The organism is Longimicrobiaceae bacterium (assembly GCA_036375715.1).
Classification (GTDB): Bacteria; Gemmatimonadota; Gemmatimonadetes; order Longimicrobiales; family Longimicrobiaceae; genus DASVBS01.
The window spans coordinates 81,487-98,540 of sequence record DASVBS010000022.1 but is presented as its reverse complement, the minus strand read 5'-3'; the positions used below and the strand labels follow the sequence as shown (position 1 = coordinate 98,540).

The 17,054-nt window shown below is 67.4% G+C and carries 13 protein-coding genes and 4 tRNA genes; 1 reads left to right on the top strand and 16 read right to left on the bottom strand.

Going from position 1 to position 17,054, the window contains the following annotated elements; genetic code table 11:
- Positions 1 to 14: 14 nt before the first annotated feature.
- The 9 genes from mrdA to VF167_03365 form a co-directional block, all read right to left on the bottom strand.
- Positions 15 to 1,934, bottom strand: coding sequence for a penicillin-binding protein 2 (gene mrdA, locus VF167_03405; protein ID HEX6924443.1), 1,920 nt, complete (start codon positions 1,932 to 1,934; stop codon positions 15 to 17).
- A gap of 97 nt (positions 1,935 to 2,031) precedes the next feature.
- Positions 2,032 to 2,838, bottom strand: a complete 807-nt coding sequence (locus tag VF167_03400; protein HEX6924442.1) for a nucleotidyltransferase domain-containing protein — start codon at positions 2,836 to 2,838, stop codon at positions 2,032 to 2,034.
- 60 nt (positions 2,839 to 2,898) lie between these two features.
- Positions 2,899 to 3,696: a L,D-transpeptidase gene (locus VF167_03395; GenBank protein ID HEX6924441.1), complete on the bottom strand. Its 798-nt coding sequence runs from the start codon at positions 3,694 to 3,696 to the stop codon at positions 2,899 to 2,901.
- A gap of 106 nt (positions 3,697 to 3,802) precedes the next feature.
- Positions 3,803 to 3,876, bottom strand: a tRNA-Val gene (locus VF167_03390).
- 82 nt (positions 3,877 to 3,958) lie between these two features.
- Positions 3,959 to 4,031, bottom strand: a tRNA-Glu gene (locus VF167_03385).
- 413 nt (positions 4,032 to 4,444) lie between these two features.
- Positions 4,445 to 5,047, bottom strand: a complete 603-nt coding sequence (locus tag VF167_03380; GenBank protein ID HEX6924440.1) for an outer membrane beta-barrel protein — start codon at positions 5,045 to 5,047, stop codon at positions 4,445 to 4,447.
- A 307-nt stretch (positions 5,048 to 5,354) separates the two neighbouring features.
- Entirely contained in the window at positions 5,355 to 5,537 is a 183-nt protein-coding gene (locus VF167_03375; GenBank protein ID HEX6924439.1) for a hypothetical protein, read from the bottom strand.
- Positions 5,538 to 5,794: 257 nt separating this feature from the next.
- Positions 5,795 to 5,865 (bottom strand) — tRNA-Cys (locus VF167_03370).
- A gap of 4 nt (positions 5,866 to 5,869) precedes the next feature.
- A tRNA-Gly gene (locus tag VF167_03365) sits at positions 5,870 to 5,942 on the bottom strand.
- Positions 5,943 to 6,247: 305 nt separating this feature from the next.
- Here VF167_03365 and VF167_03360 point away from each other — a divergent pair.
- Positions 6,248 to 7,654, top strand: a complete 1,407-nt coding sequence (locus tag VF167_03360) for a hypothetical protein (protein ID HEX6924438.1) — start codon at positions 6,248 to 6,250, stop codon at positions 7,652 to 7,654.
- Positions 7,655 to 7,829: 175 nt separating this feature from the next.
- On the opposite strand, the gene recN is transcribed toward VF167_03360, so the two are convergent.
- From recN to VF167_03325, 7 genes are all read right to left on the bottom strand, one after another.
- Positions 7,830 to 9,509 (bottom strand): DNA repair protein RecN, encoded by a 1,680-nt coding sequence (recN, locus tag VF167_03355; GenBank protein HEX6924437.1) that lies wholly within the window; start codon positions 9,507 to 9,509, stop codon positions 7,830 to 7,832.
- 153 nt (positions 9,510 to 9,662) lie between these two features.
- Positions 9,663 to 11,015, bottom strand: coding sequence for a magnesium transporter (gene mgtE / locus VF167_03350; protein HEX6924436.1), 1,353 nt, complete (start codon positions 11,013 to 11,015; stop codon positions 9,663 to 9,665).
- Between the two features lie 51 nt (positions 11,016 to 11,066).
- Complete coding sequence (gene ybeY / locus VF167_03345) at positions 11,067 to 11,528, bottom strand: rRNA maturation RNase YbeY (GenBank protein ID HEX6924435.1); 462 nt, start codon at positions 11,526 to 11,528, stop codon at positions 11,067 to 11,069.
- Entirely contained in the window at positions 11,525 to 13,744 is a 2,220-nt protein-coding gene (locus VF167_03340) for an HDIG domain-containing protein (GenBank protein ID HEX6924434.1), read from the bottom strand. The genes ybeY and VF167_03340 overlap by 4 nt, the downstream gene beginning before the upstream one ends.
- Positions 13,741 to 14,754, bottom strand: a complete 1,014-nt coding sequence (locus VF167_03335) for a PhoH family protein (GenBank protein ID HEX6924433.1) — start codon at positions 14,752 to 14,754, stop codon at positions 13,741 to 13,743. The genes VF167_03340 and VF167_03335 overlap by 4 nt, the downstream gene beginning before the upstream one ends.
- A 66-nt stretch (positions 14,755 to 14,820) precedes the next feature.
- Complete coding sequence (gene aspS / locus VF167_03330; protein HEX6924432.1) at positions 14,821 to 16,725, bottom strand: aspartate--tRNA ligase; 1,905 nt, start codon at positions 16,723 to 16,725, stop codon at positions 14,821 to 14,823.
- A complete protein-coding gene (locus VF167_03325) occupies positions 16,722 to 17,039 on the bottom strand; it encodes a VanZ family protein (protein ID HEX6924431.1) in 318 nt (105 codons plus the stop codon). Before VF167_03325 ends, aspS begins: the two co-directional genes overlap by 4 nt.
- Positions 17,040 to 17,054: the final 15 nt, after the last annotated feature.

The following is a 17,054-nucleotide window of genomic DNA, read 5'->3' as shown; positions in this document are numbered from 1 at the left end:
CCGACCGTCTGTTCTCATTCCTCTGCCGGCGACTGGGCCTGCTCGGGAGCCGTGGCCAGCGTTCCCGCTCCCGGCGGGAGACCGGGGTGCAGCGGCGCCGGGTAGGTGTCGGGCCCGCGGGCGCGACCGGACTCGAGACGCTCGATGTAGGTCGGCTGCGGATCGACCGGAATGCCGTGCTTCCGACTCAGATAGTGATTGATCACCTTCGCCGCCAGGGGCGCGACGTCGCTGCCGTGCAGCCCGTGCTCGATGATGGCGGCAACCACGATCTCCGGCGTGCCCCCCGGCTTACCGGAGAAGCCGATGAACCAACCGTGATCCGGATTGGGCGGGTTCTGAGCCGTTCCGGTCTTCCCGTAGATCTGCCAGTTCGCCAGCGAGGAGAGCACCGCGGTTCCCCCCGGCTGAACGACCTTCACCAGCCCGGCCCAGAGCGTCTCCAACTGCTCCGGCGTCAGCCCGAGGTCTATCCCTCCTTCCGCAGGCGCCTCGCCCTGGACGAGGTGTGGGGCCGGAGCAGTCCCGTTGCCGGCGATGGCGGAGTAGAAGTGCGCCATGCGCAGCACGGTCTGGGTGTTGGGTCCCTGACCGATGGAGAGGCTGAGTACCTCGGAGCTCTTGGGCCGGTACCCGTAGCGATCCTCGTACCACTCCAGCGAGAGCGGAAAGATCGGCCGCGCCTCATTGGGCAGGTCGATGCCGGTGCGCTCATCGAAGCCGATCCGCGTTCCTTCCTCGATGAACTTCTGCAGACCGATCTGCAGTCCGAGCTGGTAGAAGTAGACGTTGCACGACTTCTCGATGGCGCTGGCCAGGTCGAGCGCGCCGTGTCCTTGAGACTGCCAGCACCTCCAGTAGCGTCCCGCGTAGGAAAGACCGCCGGTACAGGGAATTGGCATCCGGGTCGAGGCGTTCACCAGCCCGAGCTTCACGCCCATGGCCGCGGTCGCCAGCTTGAAGGTCGAAGCGGGCGGGTAGCGGGCCCCAATCGTCCGGTCGATGAGCGGCTTCAGCGGATCGTTCTGCAGCGCCGACCACAACCTGCCGCTGATCCCCCCGACGAAATCGTTGGGATCGTAGCTGGGATTGCTGTACATCGCGAGGATCTCCCCCGTCGAGGGCACCATCGCCACCACGGCGCCCTTCATCGTGTCCGGGAAGATCTCGGCGATGTACTTCTGCAGCTCGAGATCAAGCGTCAGCCGCAGGTCCTGGCCAGGAACAGGGGGCTGCACCTCCACGGTGGAGCGAGGGTTCACGATGCGCCCCTTGGCGTCCACCTCCACGAACCGCGCCCCGTCTTCCCCGCTGAGGCGCAGCTCGTACTGTTTTTCCACGCCCGCCTTTCCGATCCATCGCCCCTGCCGATACCCGGCCTCCTGGTAGATCGGCAACTGGAGCTCCTCGTCGGAGATCTCCGATACGTAGCCGATGATGTGACCGATGGCGGGACCGGCAGGATAGTAGCGCTTGGGTCGATCTACGATGAGCAGGTTGGGGAAGGAGGCGCGCCGCTCCTCGAGGGCAGCCACCTGCGAAAAGGTCGCGTCTTCCGTGATGGTGAGCAGGCCGTGCGGGCTGGTCTCGCGTTGACGCATCAGCCGCTCGACGTCGGAGTCCGCCAGGCCCAGGAAACGCTGCAGATCCTCGAGAGTGGCGCGAATCGTCTCCTCGGTTCCGGGGAGCAGCACCACGGAGAAGCCGGGAATGCTGGTGGCCACCACCTCCCCGTAGCGATCGTAAATCGTTCCCCGCGGGGCGGGGATGACGACCGGTCGCAGACGGTTGTCCTCGGAGGCGAGCGCGTACGACTCTCCCCGAACGATCTGCGTGTTGTAGAACGCGGTGAGGAGCACCGCGATCACAAAGCTGATCGCGAAAAGAGCGCCCAGGGTTCGGCGCTGGCGGCTGTCTGGCTGGAAGAGCCTCATGGATGGATGCTGCTGAACGGGCTGAACCGGTGCGCCCTGTCAGGTGGAGACGCCGAGCAAGGAATATTCCGGCTGACGGCAACCCTCCTCTTCACGTTCACCACCTCCCGAGGCGCGCTCGCAGCTCGTCGAGGCGCTGCAGCGCCGCCCTTCGCAACTCCTCGACCAACTCCGCGGCCGCCGCAAAGCCCCCCGGCGGGGGCGGGACGAAGACGTGCTCATCCGTACCGTTGAAGCCAAAGGAGCGTTCCACCCATTCGGCGACTGAGCCGGTAAGGCACTCGCCTCCGCTGGGCAGCAGCACCTGGCGGACGGCTTCGGCCCGGCGCGGCCGCGTGATCCCGCTCAGAAGGAGGTGCGCCGTACAGGCGCGGACGAGGTCGTCGCGGACCCGGCGCGCCGCCGCCTTCGAGCGGCCTTGCCGGAGCGCGATCCGGACGAGTTGGGAACCCTCGTCGATACGGCGGAGCAGCGTCTCGACGCAATGAATCGCGTCAACGGGGGTGAAGGGGACCGCAGGGAGCGGGGCCTCGCGGCACCAGAGAGGGATCGAGTCGGCCAGGGCGTCGACCAGCATGGGGGTGCGCTGACCGACGGCCAGGTCCTCGAGGGAGACGGACCAGACCGTGACCGGCACGTGCAGGCGACGAGCCTCCTGCTCGGCAATGGATTCCGCTTCAGAAGCGTAGGGCTCGCGGTCGGGTGGCAGCGAGCGGAAGACGAGCAGCAGATCGACGTCGGAGTCGGGGCGAGCGTCCCCCCGAGCTCGCGAGCCGAAGAGCGAGGCCTGCACCAGCTCGGGGGCAATCTCCACTCGCACCCGGGCGACCACGCATCGGGCCGCGTGGAGTTGAAGCGGGGAGAGAGCCTCTGCGAGCCTGGCCCGGCTGGAGCTCTCGATCATCCCCTCCTCTTCCCTGTTTCGACGCGGCGCAGGCGCGCTCGCGTCGGGCGAAGCTTCCGGCTATCGAACCGCGGTGGTCACGCTCTTGCGGCTCGCGGCGACCTCGGTCCCGAAGACGTCCTCCACCTTCAGGTTCAGCGTCTCGCGCGCCCCCCGGCCCTGCTCGATCAACCGCGCGACGTCCTTGTGGGAGACCAGGCTCACGTCGTACCCGGCCGCCATCAGCGCCTGGTAGACCGCCTCCGAGTGCAGGGTGCCGTAGTCGTAGATGTCCGGATAGATGTTGATATCCCCGTCCTGCACGGTCACCAGGTCGTAGCGGATCGTGACCGGGATCGGTTCGCGGAAGTTCACCCGGCGCGTCTGGCTGGAGTTCGCCAGGATGCGGTCGATATCCTTGGAGCTGACCTGGGGGGCGGCCCGTTCGTGGAGCAGGCGCGCCAGCGCGATCACGTCCTTGTTGAGCAGGCGCACGCACCCGTGCGACGCGGGTGTGCCGATGCTGCCGCTCTCCGGCGTGCCGTGGAAGAAGTAGTACTGGAGGAAGAAGAGCTTCACCCTGCCCATCGGGTTGTTGGGCCCGGGCGGGGTGACCTTCTCGTCCTTCGCCCATTCGCGGGCCGGTGGACGCCACCACGGGTTCCACTCGGCGTGGGTGATGGCAAACTTTCCGGTGGGGGTGTCGTGCCCCTTCATCCCCACCGCGACCGGGTAGGAGCGGATGATCTCGTCCCCCTCGTAGACGGTGAGGCGAAGCGCCGGGATGTTGAGGTCGATCCGGAGCGGCTTCTCCTGTGCGCCCGCGGAGGATGCGCCGAAGAGGACCGAAAGGGCGAGAAGAAGAGTCGGCAAGCGCATGGTGCTCTCGCACTGCAAAGGGCGTCCCACTGCCGTGAGTGTCGGCCCGATGCCTCCGGGCGGACAGAAAGACGGCGCCAGACCCGACCGGGGCTGGCGCCGTCAGTGGTCGATCAGGGACTCGAACCCCGGACCTCTCGCATGTGAGGCGAGCGCTCTAACCAGCTGAGCTAATCGACCATAACGCGGGCCGGAGGGTATCCGCACCCGCGCCAGGAGGTGGGCTGCTGCCTGCGGGGCCCTGACCCTTTGCCTCCCGGAGTACCCCGTAGGGGAATCGAACCCCTGTTTTCGCCGTGAGAGGGCGATGTCCTAGGCCACTAGACGAACGGGGCGACAAGAGCCCTGAATGTATCAGAGTCCTCCAGGGCCGTCAACCCCTCGGCGCCGCCCTTCGCCGCCCGCCGGGAGCCCTCCGAAGTCCGCGCAAACCCCCTGGCGCGCAACGATTTCGGCGCCTGATACCCCGGGGTGGGAAGAAAGTTCTGCGTCGCGCGCGTGGCCTGGAATCAGGAATTACGAATTACGAATTACTGATCGAGCTGGTCTTGCCATCCCGAGGGACAGCCAGATAGTTCAAGATGACTCTATTGGATCCCTGGTCCTGAGCGAAGCGAAGGGTTGCAGACTGTTCGGCGCCTGCGGCGATCGCTCGCTGTCGGTCGGGATGATCGAATCGGCTCGGTGCCCGCCGTAATTCGTAATTCGTAATTCGTAATTCGTAATTACGTAGCCCGCAGTTGCCGTCCTAGAGCCCGAGCTTCAAGCCCACCTCGAAGGAGAGGTAGGAGACCGTCACATCCTCGTCCTCCTCTTCGCCGACGCCGGGAAAATCGGCCCCGTGCGAACGGTAGCGCACCTGCGGGGTGATCGTGAGCGCGGGCGCGAAGGGGAAGCCGAGACCAGCCCCCAGCTCGTAGCCGACCCCGCGATCCGATTCCACCTCGAGCGAAACCGCGTTGTTCTCGAACGCCATCTCGGTCTGGTTGAAAACGAGGCCCGCGAACGCGAAGGGGCTGACCCCGGTCAGGCCGGACAACGGGAGCGAGAGCTGGCCGCCCAGGTGGACACCGGAGTCGTTCGCGTCCGCGTCTTCGATGTCCTCGAGGTCGAAGCTGTAGGTGTCCCAGCCGCCGTAGATGCTGATGAGCGGCATGACCTGGAGACGGATGTCGAAGCCGTAGCCGAACCCGTTGCTCAGGGCCTCGGCGTCGTTCCACTCACCCTGCGGGAGGGCAAAGGCGCCGCGGCCTTCGACAGCGATCGGGATGATGCCCTGCGCCTCCGCGCGGGTGCCGGCGAGGAGAAGCAGAAAGAGGAGAAGATACGCCCTACGTACGAGACGTTGCATTCGGACTCTCCTGATGAGGTCAGTGGCCGATCACGAACCTGCGGTCATCATGCGACAACCGCGCCGCAAAGATAGCGGCCGTTGTCGCAACCGCCAGCACAGGGGAGCGGAGTTCCTGATAAATTCCGTCGCCGACAGACTTGCGCCAGGCGAAGGCCAATGGGAGCCAGGGCTGGGATCCGGAGACATCGCGGCGTTACTGCAGGCAATGTTGCCGCAGGAGCGGATCAACCGCGAATGGGGATCGGTGGGTGGAGAATTGAAGGGAAAGCAGGGGGCCAGGCGCCTCCGTCGCCGGATCGGCCGCTCAGGGGCCGGCGCCGGCGAGCTCGTCCCGGCCGTGCAGCCAGCCCACGGCCCGCGCGATCGCCTCGTCGATAGTCGCCGCCGCTTCGGGCTCGCCCGCATAGGCGCGCCGCAGCGCGTCCAGCTCGTCGAGCCAGAGGTGGATCTCACGCGGATCGGAGTGCGGGCCGACCGGTAGATCCACGATGAGCGGAGGTTGCTTGGGTTTCCTGGACCGGGGTGGCATGGCTGGAGTTAGCTCAGGTGAGTTCGAGCGGCTCGGCGGGAATCTTCCGCCTGACCGGAAACTGGACGAGCGGGTGGAGGAGGACCAAACGCTTGCGCCATCGTTCCACCGATACTACGGATTCTGCGCGGATGGCGGCCGCGAACGTATAAAGACAAAGAGCCTGACGAGAGACTCTCGTCAGGCTCTTTCTTGGAGCGCTCTTGCCGGGAAAGAGGTGCCGCCCGGAATCGAACCGGGGATGGAGGTTTTGCAGACCTCTGCCTTACCGCTTGGCTACGGCACCGTAAAGCGGGCAACCGGGCTCGAACCGGCGACCTCAACCTTGGCAAGGTTGCGCTCTACCAACTGAGCTATGCCCGCAATTGGAGACGCGCTCTCAACGTACACTTCCGCGAGTCGAAGCCATCTACCCCTGAGCAGGCGCAGCGCGCGAAGTCACTGAGCTTTGCTCGCAACTTGTCGCGGCAAACCGAGCGAAATCCTCCCCTTCTCGCGACCTTCGGCGCGCGGCACAGGAATACAAAATTTACCCATACAGCGCACATGCGTCAACCCGGCACCGGGGCTCGGTTGACACGCCCGCGCGGCGCCGCTACCCTCTTGCGGCCCACGGCTCCGGCGCTCGGAGCCCCGCTTGTTTTTCGGCAATCGATCGACTGGAGTCGATGAGGTTTCGCGCCCGCGCCGCCTGCGCCGCCCTCGCGCTGGGCGCTCTGCTTCCGGCGGCGGCATCCGCCCAGAGCCCCGACGCGTACGTCCTTCCCTTCGGCATGTTCCGCCTGGGGGTGGAAGGGGTCCACGCGAGCTGGAGCAGCCGCTTCGACGCCGACGGCAACCGGGTCGACCTCGGCTCGGACCTGGGCGGCGACCTCACCCCCGATCGCTTCACCGCCCTCGCCCCTCTCCAAGCTCAGCTCACCGCCTTCCTGGACGCCACACAGGGCTCTTCCGGGGCCTCGCCGGAACCCCCATCGCCGAGTAGCATCACCCTCGGCCTGCTCGACGTGGCGGCCTCGGCCAGCCACACGGCGGCGCGGGGACGGCTCGCCGTGGGGATCCTTCCGCGCCTGGAGTTGGGCGCCTCCATGTCGATCGGTCGCGGAGACCGGCTCGTCCATCGCTTCGAGCTGCAGGGAGGCAATCTGGGACTGAACCCGGACGCCGAGGGCAACGCCGCGCTGCTGGCGGCGATCGGGTGGGAGGAGCTTGGCGCGCTCCCTCTCCTCCCCACCTCGGAGTCGCCGCTGGGAATGGAGCTGCAGAACCGCGTCACCGAGCTGGCTGGCGAGCCGATGGCGCTGCCGGAGGACACCGCCAACACGGAGGTTCTTGCCGCGCTGCTGAGCGAGCAGTTCGGGTTCGACCCCCTTGCGTCCCGCATCGAGCGCTGGCGCGCCGGCGACCTGGAAATGGACGCCAAGGCGCTCCTGCTCAGCACCTTCGGCGGAGCTCCCGTCCCCGCGGACCCCGGCTTCGACCTACGCATCGCCCTGCTGGGTGGTGCACGCTTCGCCACCGGGGAACAACCCGACACGATGGATCTCCTCACGCCCGAACCCTCGGAGGGGCTCTCCTCCTGGTCGGGCGGAGCGGCCGTGGACCTCTTCCTCGGTTCGCACATCTGGGTGAGCGGTAGCCTGCGCTTCACCCGCGGGCGCGAGAGCGAGATCGTCCGCCGCATCCCCGGCGAGAACCCGCTCGATCCCCCGCAGGAGCCGACCGCTGTTTCCATCAAGCCCGGCGACATCACCGAGCTGCGTGTGGCGCCCCGCTATCGCCTCGACCGGGCGATCTCCGTGGGGGCTGAGTACGCGTTGTACGAGGTGGGGGACACCCGCTACACGGGTGGAACGGAGGAGCGCCCGGCCGATGTGCTGAACCTGGCAGGGGGGCGGCTGCAACGCTTCGGCCTGGAGATCCGCTATTCCAGCCTTCCCGCCTACTGGGTGCGCGAAGCGATCCTGCCCGCCGAAGTCACCCTCGCCTATCAGCGTACCCTCGGGGGGCCGGAAGGGACGCCCGGTGGAGGAAGGCTGACGGTCACCGCCAGCCTGCTGCCACGGCTCTGGTGACGCGAGGCCATCCGCCAAGTACATCCGCCGAGCACGCCCGCGCCCTCACCTGACCGCCAGCCCACGCGAGCTCCGGACAGCCCGCATAGCACTCCAGGCCGCGCCAACCCCGACCAGCACACAGCCGTCCGCGCCAGCCACGCACCGGCACAGCCGCCCATCCCCCCCTGTACAGTCAAGCACGCACCGCGGCCCCGGCCCGCTCGATCAGCTCGCCGGCATGACGACGCGAGACCTCGCTCTCGGGGTCTCCTCCCAGCATACGCGCCAGCTCCCTCACCCTCGCCTCGGCGTCGAGCTCCTGGACCTCGGTGGTGGTCAAGCCGTCCCGCTCCCCCTTGCGCACCAGCAGGTGGGTCTGCGCGCGAGACGCGATCTGCGGCAGATGGGTGATGGCGAAAACCTGATGGCTGCGCGCGACCTCGCGCATCTTGTCGCCCACCTGGAGGGCGACCACGCCTCCCACGCCGGCGTCCACCTCGTCGAAGACCAGCGTCGGCACGGCATCCTGACGGGCAAGCACCGTTTTCAGCGCCAGCATCACGCGCGACAGCTCGCCTCCCGATGCGACCTGCGCCAGTGGGCGAGGCTCGAAACCCCGATTCAACGCCACCCGGAACTCCACCTCTTCGGACCCGTTCGAACCCGGCTCCCGTAGCGGGAGAATCGTCGCCTGGAAGGTTCCGCCCTCCATGCCGAGCTGCGGGAGGATCGCACCCACCTCCCCTGCCAGCTTCTCCGCCGCCGCCGTTCGCAGCCGCGTCAGCTCCGCCGCTGCCGTCTCCAGCTCTTCCCTCGCCGCCGCAACCTCCTTCTGCAAGCCGGAGAGCTCCCACTCGGCGTTGTCGATTCGCTCCAGCTCGGCGCGGGCGCGCTGCGCTACCTCCAGGATCGCCTCAACCGAGCCCCCGTACTTGGATCCGAGCCGGAAGAGCAGGTCGCGCCGCTGGCGGATCTCCTCGAGGCGGGCGGGATCGTGCTCGACCCGGGTGGCATAGTCCGCCAGGCGATTGCCGAGCTCTTCCAGGGCGTAGTAGGCGGTGTCGAAGAGCTCGGTCAGCTCTTCCTGTCCGCGGTCGATGCGCACCAGTTGATCGACGGACCGGCGCAGGGAACCGAGCCGACCGAGCAACGATTCGTCTTCCCCGACCAGGGCATTGGCGAGCGAGGAGGAGAGCTCCATGAGCTCCTGGGAGTGGGAGAGCCGCTGCTCCTCCTCGGCGAGCTCCTCCTCCTCCCCGACGCGCAGGTTGGCCGCCTCGATCTCGTTGAGCTGGAAGCGCAGGTAGTCGCCACGTTGGATCGACTCCGCGCGAAGGCGCTCCAGCTCCTCGATACGGTTGGTCAGCTCCCGCAAGCGGCGATGCGCGTCACTCACCCGGGCCTGCGCCTCCTCGTGGCCTCCGTAGACGTCCAGGATCGCACGCTGTTCATCGCGGCGCAGGAGCGATTGGTGCTCGTGTTGCCCGTGCAGGCTGACCAGCGCCGCCCCCACCTGGCCCAGAGTGCCTGCCGTGGTCGGCGAGCCGTTGATCCAGGCGCGGTTCCGCCCCTCGATCGCCACCTCGCGCTTGAGCACGAGAAGACCGTCCTCCACTTCGATCCCCATCTCATCCAGCATGTGAACGAGGTCGGGCGAATCTCCGATGTCGAAAAGCCCCTCCACGCTGGCGCGCTCGGCCCCGGCACGCACCATGTCCGCCGTCGCCCGCTCTCCGAGCAGCAGCGACAACGCTCCCACGATGATCGACTTCCCGGCCCCGGTCTCGCCGGTGAGCACGTTCAGCCCCGGCCCCAAACGCACCGACAGCTCGTCGATGAGGGCGAAGTTGCGGATGCGGAGCTCGGATAGCATGCGAAGGTAGAAGCTAGGAGCTAGAAGCTAGAAGATGTCGGTGGAGAACACCCAGCGGCACGACCATCGGACAGACGAAATGTTTGAGATGTGTATATCTACTAACATGCCTGCGCTCCCTATTCCAGCTCCTAGCTTCTAGCTCCTAGCTTCTCAAAGAAGCATCCAGCTCGCCAGCCCCAGCAACAGGAAGAAGCCCACCATGTCGGTGAAGGTGGTCACGAAGATGGAGGAAGCGACGGCCGGGTCCACCCCCCGCCGCTCGAGCACGATGGGGACGAAGGCGCCGGCAAACCCGGCGACCACCAGGTTCATCCACATCGCCAGCAGAACCACCAGGGCGAGCAGCAAGGTCTCACCGAACGCAATGGCGAGCAGAGCCGTCACCAGGGCGGCGATCACGCCGATCGCCAGCCCGTTGATCAGCCCCACCGCCAGCTCCTTCAGCACCACCGCCCAGCGCCGCCCCGGGCTCTCCCGCGACAGCGCCAGGCGGCGAATGGTCACCGCCAGCGCCTGTGTGCCGGTATTCCCGCCCATCCCGGCGATCACCGGCATCAGCGCCGCGAGCAGGGTTAGGCGCTCGATGGTCGCCGCGTAATACACGACCACCGTGGCCGAAGCAGCCGCGGTGACCAGGTTCAGAAGAAGCCACGGGAGGCGTGACCGCACGGCGTCCTGCCAGCCGCCGCGCACCTCCTCCTCGTCCGATACACCGCCGAACCGGAGGATGTCTTCGGTGGTCTCGGCCTCCAGGACGTCGATCACGTCGTCGAACGTGATGCGGCCGAGCAGTTTGCCCTCACTGTCGACGACGGGTACAGCGACGAGGTTGTAGCGGGAGATGATCCGCCCGACCTCCTCCTGGTCCATCTCCGGGGGGACGGCGACGATCGCCGGTTCCACCAGGTCGGCGATCCGCGCCCCGACGGGCGCGGTCACCAGGGCCTGTAAAGGAAGCGTGCCCTTCAGCCGGCGCTCCCCGTCCACCACGTAGATGTTGTAGAACTCTCCGATCTCCTGCGCCTGCCGCCGCACCTCCTCGAGCGCTTCGCGGGCGTCCAGCTCGACGTCGATGGCGACGAGCTCCGTCGTCATCAACCCGCCGGCCGTCTCCTCGTGATAGCGCAGGAGGTCGCGGATGTCGCCGGAGTGCAGGCTCGGCAGCGCCGCGAGCACCCGGATCTGGTCCTCCGGGTCCAGCTCGCCGATGATGTCGGCCGCGTCGTCGTCGGAGAGCGCCGAGACCAGGGTGGCAATCTGCTCCGGCTCGAGCAGGGCGAGCGCCTCTTCCGGGTGCTCGTCCCACTCCATCTCGGCGAGTGCCTCTGCGGCGAGGGCCGGCTCGGGGGCCAGCGCGATCAGGACCGCGCGCCGCTCCTCCTCGTCCAGCTCGGCGAGGAGATCGGCAAGGTCACTGGGGTGAAAGGGAAGAAGGAGGGCGTGAAGCTCTTCCGGGGTTCCCGTGCGGATCAGCTCGCGGATCTCTTCCAGCAGCTTCGCCATTCCGGGTTCGAGCAAGGTTCTGGCGACGGCTGGGGTGAACGCGCGACTCGATCAGCGCCCCTGGGCGCCGATCCGATCGAGAAAACCGGTGAGTAGCTCTTCCTGACGACGATACATCACGGACCCGGCGCGGTCCGGCCCTTCCGGGTGATCGTATCCCAACACGTGAAGGGTTCCGTGGATCACCAGACGGAACAGTTCGTCGGCAACCGGAACCCCCACCTCCGCGGCCTGACGCCCTGCCTGATCGACCCCGACATAGATGTCACCCAGCGGACTCTCGCCCGCAGCGTGCAGCGCGAAGGAGATCACATCGGTTGTCCCTTCGTGTGCCAGGTATTCCTCGTTCAACCGCGCGATCTCCTCGTCACCGACAAACGCCACGGAGATCTCGGCCACTTGCACGCCTTCTGCGGATAGCACATGCCGCACCGCCGCTTCGGCATGCGGAAGGGTGATCGGCAGCGTCACCCCCTCCCCCAGCCCGACCTCGACCTCGATGCGGTCGTTCACCCTTGCCCGCCGGGGTAGTCGATGCGGTGATGATACATTCCCGTGAGCACTTTGGTCAGGGAATCCTTGATGATACCGATCTCTGCCAGTGTCAACGGGGCCTCGTCCAGCTGCCCTTCCGCAATCTTCTGCCCGATCAGGCGGTCCACCAGCTCCCGGATGCGAGCCGGCGTGGGGTCCTGCAGGACGCGAGTAGCGGACTCCACCGTGTCCGCCATCATCAGAATCGCGGTCTCCTTCGTCTGCGGTTTCGGCCCGGAGTAGGCGAAATCGCTGGGATTGATCTGAGCGTCCGGATCGTTCTCCCGCGCACGGTTGAGAAAGAAGGAGATCTGCTGCGTCCCGTGGTGCTCGGGGATGAAGCGCTTCACGACCTCCGGAAGCCCGTCCGCCTCGGCAAGCTTGAGCCCCTCGGCAACGTGCCCGCGGATGATGGCGGAGCTGGTCGAGGGCTTCAGCTTGTCGTGCGGGTTACGCCCCCGCGGCTGATTCTCGATGAAGTACTGCGGCTTCACCAGCTTGCCGATGTCGTGGTAGTACGCCCCCACGCGCGCGAGCAGCCCATTGGCGCCGATCGCGCTGCTCGCCGCCTCCGCCAGGTTGGCCACGTTGACCGTGTGCGCGTAGGTCCCCGGGGCCTCCAGCGAGAGTCGCTTCAGCAGCTTCCGGTTCAGGTCCGAGAGCTCGAGCAGCGTCTGGTCGGTGGTGATGCCCGTGAAGGTCTCGAGCAATGGCAGGAAGCCAATCGCGAGCAGCGACGCGACGATGGCGTTGGTGATCCCCGCTCCCATCGACAGCCCCACCTCCGCCAGCCCGCGCGACCGCAGCAGCGCCATGGTCAGGGTGGCGATGACGTAGGCGAGGGAGATGATCGAGATGAAGAGCCACGTCTTCGAGCGGCGCTCCACCACCCGAACGCTGAACGCGGCCGCCGCGCCACCGACCGCCGTGGTGAAGAGGGCGGTGACTCCCAGGAAGGGCGTCTGGCCGCCGATCAGCAGCGCCAGGATCATCGCCAGGGAGAAGCCCAGCCTTCCGTCCCAGAGCACCGCCACGATCAGTGCCGCGAACGTGACCGGGATCAGCTCCGGAGGGAGGTTGAAGCGCGCGATCAGGGAACCCGCCCCGGCCACGCTCAGGACCAGAAGGGCGAAGACCAGCAGCGCTCGCCAGTCGCGGTAGAGTGCCGGCCTGAAGAAGATCAGGAGCAGCCCGAACAGCCCGAGCACCACCGCGTTGTACAGGATCGCACCGGCCGCGCGGCCAAAGCCGCCATCCTCGATTCCGCTCCCCATCCCCCGGCGGGTCAGCTCCGCCTGGTAGGCCTGCAGCCGGGCCTCCTCCTCCTCACCGACCCGCTCGTGCGCCCCGATGATCCTCTCACCCTTCAGGATGGTAGCCTTTACCGGGTCGACCGCGGCGCGCGCCCGCTCCCGGGCGGCTTCGGTCGCGGCCTCGTTCGGGACGAGGCTCGGTTCGAAGAAGCGGATGAGCAGGAGGCGCAGGAGCTCCGCACCGTCCGGATTGTCCGGACCGAGCTGCTGCGCCGCCATGGCGAAAAGACGCTCGGGGGTCAGGACGGAGTCACGGGTGAGCACCCGTTGGGTGCCGCCGGGCTCCTGCACGTAGATGGTGGCGACGGAGGGGGGGAGGGCGCTGGGCGCGACTCCCTGCGGAAAGAGCTCGCGCACTGCGCGCACCGCGGCGCGCTGCAGCGCAGCTCGCCGCGACGAATTCAGCAGGAGCTGGAGGGTTCCGGGCGTGGGGGTGACCCGATTCGTCTCCAGGTAGTCCGCCAGAGCCTCGCTTCGCTCCGCGGCCGGCACCGAGCCGATGACCGAGTCGACCTCCGCGAAGAAGCCGTTGAGCCCGGCGACCACGTTCTCCGTTGCCTGGGGGACCTGGTCGTAGATGGCGGGGACGCTGCTTGCGGCCTCCACCTGCTCCCTGAGCAGCTCGTCCGGCGACTTCGGAATGTTGAAGGTGAACTCGGCGATGACGTCCTGTGAGGCAACCGTACCCCGCTCGAGGACCGCCGTGTCAGGGAGCCGGGGTGCCGGGAAGAGCACGTACACGATGACGGCGGTCACCAGCAGAAGCAGGACGCGCGCGCCATGATGTACCAGGGCCGCTACCCAGCTTCCCTCCGGATCCTGATCGAGAGCGAGCGCCGCTCGCCGGATCGACGAGGTAGGCCCCACACGTTTGGCCGTCATGTCCCGGCGGGCTCACTCCGTAGCGCGGCAATGTCCTCCTCCGTCTCCGGCTCGCCCGAAGCCGCCGCATAGGCGCGAATGATCTCTTTCACCAGCCGGTGGCGGATCACGTCGGTCGGCCGCATGTAGACGAACGCGATCCCCTCGATCCCCTTCAGCACCGTCTCCACCTGGAGGAGCCCTGACTGTTCACGCGAGGGGAGGTCGATCTGCGTCTTGTCCCCCGTGATCACGGCCTTCGAGTTCAGCCCGAGGCGGGTGAGGAACATCTTCATCTGCAGCCCGGTGGCGTTCTGCGCCTCGTCCAGGATCACGAACGCGTCGTGCAGCGTGCGCCCGCGCATGTAGGCAAGAGGCGCGATCTCGATCGCGCGCGACTCCAGCGCCCGCCGCATTCGCTCGGTGCCCATCATGTCATCGAGGGCATCGTACAGGGGACGCAGGTAGGGATCCACCTTCTCCTGCAGGTCGCCGGGGAGGAAGCCCAGGTTCTCTCCCGCCTCCACCGCCGGACGAGCGAGGATGATGCGTTTGACCCGCTTCTTGAACAGCGCATCGACCGCCATCGCCACCGCCAGGTAGGTCTTACCCGTACCTGCCGGCCCGATGCCGACGACGATGTCGTTCTCTTCGATGGCGCGGATGTACTCGCGCTGCCCTTCCGTCTTCGGCGTGATCGACTTCTTCCCGCCGGGAACGATGATCTTCTGCCCCTCGCTCAGCCGTTGCAGCCCTCCGTCGGGCAGCCGCGCCTGCTCGGCGAACCGCGCGATGTCATCGACCGCGAACGGCGTCCCCGCTCGCGCGAGATCGATCATGTGCTGGGCGACGGGTACGGAGCGCTCCACGTCTTCGAGGGCGCCCGAGAGCAGGAGGTGGTCGTCACGCAGCACCACGCGAGATCCCCCAACGCGGGAGAGCTCCAGGAGGTGACTGTCGTTGACCCCAGCCAGCAGCAGGGGATCGGCGCCTTCGGCAGAGAGCCGATGCTGGATCGTGCCCTCAGCCACGGTCCCCCACGACGGCGGTTGAGGTCGAGCGCACCGCCGGGGTGGCTCGATGAGCAGATGTATGCGTCACGAATTGCTCGGGTTCACGGTACGAATGTGCAGGTCGTGGAGGTCTTCTTCCGCGATCTGCGCCGGCGCGCCCTCCATGAGACCGCGCGCCGCGGTCGTCTTCGGAAAGGCGATCACGTCCCGCAGACTCGGCGCCCCCGCCAGGAGCATCGCCATTCGGTCGAAGCCGAATGCGAACCCGGCGTGGGGAGGCGCTCCGAACTGGAACGCCTCGAGGAGGAAACCGAACTTGGCGCGTGCCTCCTCGGCCGACATTCCGAGGGCGCGGAAGATCCGCCCCTGCAGGGCGGGATCGTGTATTCTCACCGACCCGCTGGCCATTTCGTTCCCGTTGTACACCGCATCGTATGCCCGGGATCTCATCCCGGCCACATACAGGCTTCGCTGCTCTGCCGAGGTGAGCGGCTGGTCGCGCTCGGTCGCCCCGTACAGGCGCGGGAGATCCTCCGCATGCGGCATGGTGAACGGGTGGTGCGAAGCGACCAGCCGGTCCGCGTCGGGATCCCAGTCGAAGAGCGGGAACTCCGTGACCCAGGCCCAGGCATGCTGCGACGAATCGACCAGCTGGAGCCGGGCCGCGAGGTGTCGCCGTAGCTCGTCGAGCGCAGGCTCGAGACCAACCGGCACCGAGCGGCCCGCCGAGAGGTCAGGGGCGTGGCCGACCTCGACACGATGGATGCGGAAGTCGCCGGCGACCAGCACGAACAGGTCGCCAACCTCCATCCCTGTGCGCTCGACAAAGCGGTCGCCGATCCCGCCCTCCAGGGCGCGGGCGAAGCTGCCGGAAAAGCCCTCCTCGGAGCGCTTCACCCACATCGCGCCGAGTGCGCCACCCCGCTTCGCCACCTCCTGCAGCTCGTCCAGCTCCTTGCGGGACAGGCTCGCACCTCCCGGAACCCGCAGTCCACGAATTCGCTGCGGGGTTCCCTTGGTTGCAGCGAAAACGCGGAAATCGGCCGCCTGGAGAACCTCGGTCACATCCTCGATCTCGAGGTCGTAGCGCAGGTCCGGCTTGTCGGTTCCATAGCGGAGCATGGCATCGGCGTAGGTCAGCCGGGGGAAGGGCGTGGGCAGCTCGACCCCCAGAACCTCCTTCCAGACGGCGGCCACCATTCCCTCCGCGACGGCGAAGACGTCCTCCTCGGTAACGAAGGCCATCTCGGCGTCGACCTGAGTGAACTCGGGTTGGCGATCGGCACGGAGGTCCTCGTCCCGCAGGCAGCGGACGATCTGGAAGTAGCGGTCGAAGCCGCTGACCATCAACAGCTGCTTATAGAGCTGCGGCGACTGCGGCAGCGCGTAGAACTCGCCTGGATGTACGCGGCTGGGAACGAGATAGTCGCGCGCTCCTTCGGGCGTGCGCCGGGTGAGCATGGGCGTTTCCACCTCGAGGAATCCCTGCTCGTCCAGGTACTGTCGCACGGCACGCGCCGCACGGTGTCGAAGCTCGAAGTTCCGCAGCAGCTCCGGCCGCCGCAGGTCCAGATAGCGGTAGCGCAGCCGCAGGTCCTCGCTGGGGAGGGCCTCGTCCGGCGAGCGGTAGACGGGGATCGGCAGGGGCGCCGCCTTCTGCAGCACCTCGAGCGTGGTACAGCGCAGCTCGATCTCCCCGGTTTCCATCTCCGGGTTCTCTTTGATCCGCCGCTCTACTCTGCCCTCCACCTGGATGACGTCCTCCGGGCCGAGGTCGCGCGCCGCGCGCACCACCTCCGCCGGCGACCACTCCGGGTCGAAGGAGACCTGGAAGAGACCGCCGCGGTCGCGCAGGTCGACGAAAACCAGCCCGCCGAGGTCGCGACGTCGGTGAACCCACCCGACCAACCGCACGTCGCGACCGATGTCGGACGCGCGCAGGGCACCGGCCAGATCGGTCCGGTACTGTGTGGAATGAGCTGAAGTCATGTATGTGGAAAACCGGTGGAGGCGGGGCCGGAGCGCCGAGCCGACCGAACGCCCCCGGACCGCAGGCGGTAGAGGATGAAGCAGCCGGCCGCGACCCCGAGCGCATCCGCCACCCAGTCGGCGGGATCGGGGGCGCGCCCGGGGACGAACTGCTGGTGAAGCTCGTCGCTCGCGGCGTAGACGAGCCCGATGACTACCGGCCACACGTACCGGAGGCGCGAGGCGAGCGCTCCGTGGGCCAGGAGGACTCCCAGGATGGCGAAGGCCCCGAAGTGCGCCGCCTTGTCGAGTCCGTTGTCGAGCTCCGTCGGCAAGGTCGGCTGCGAGCT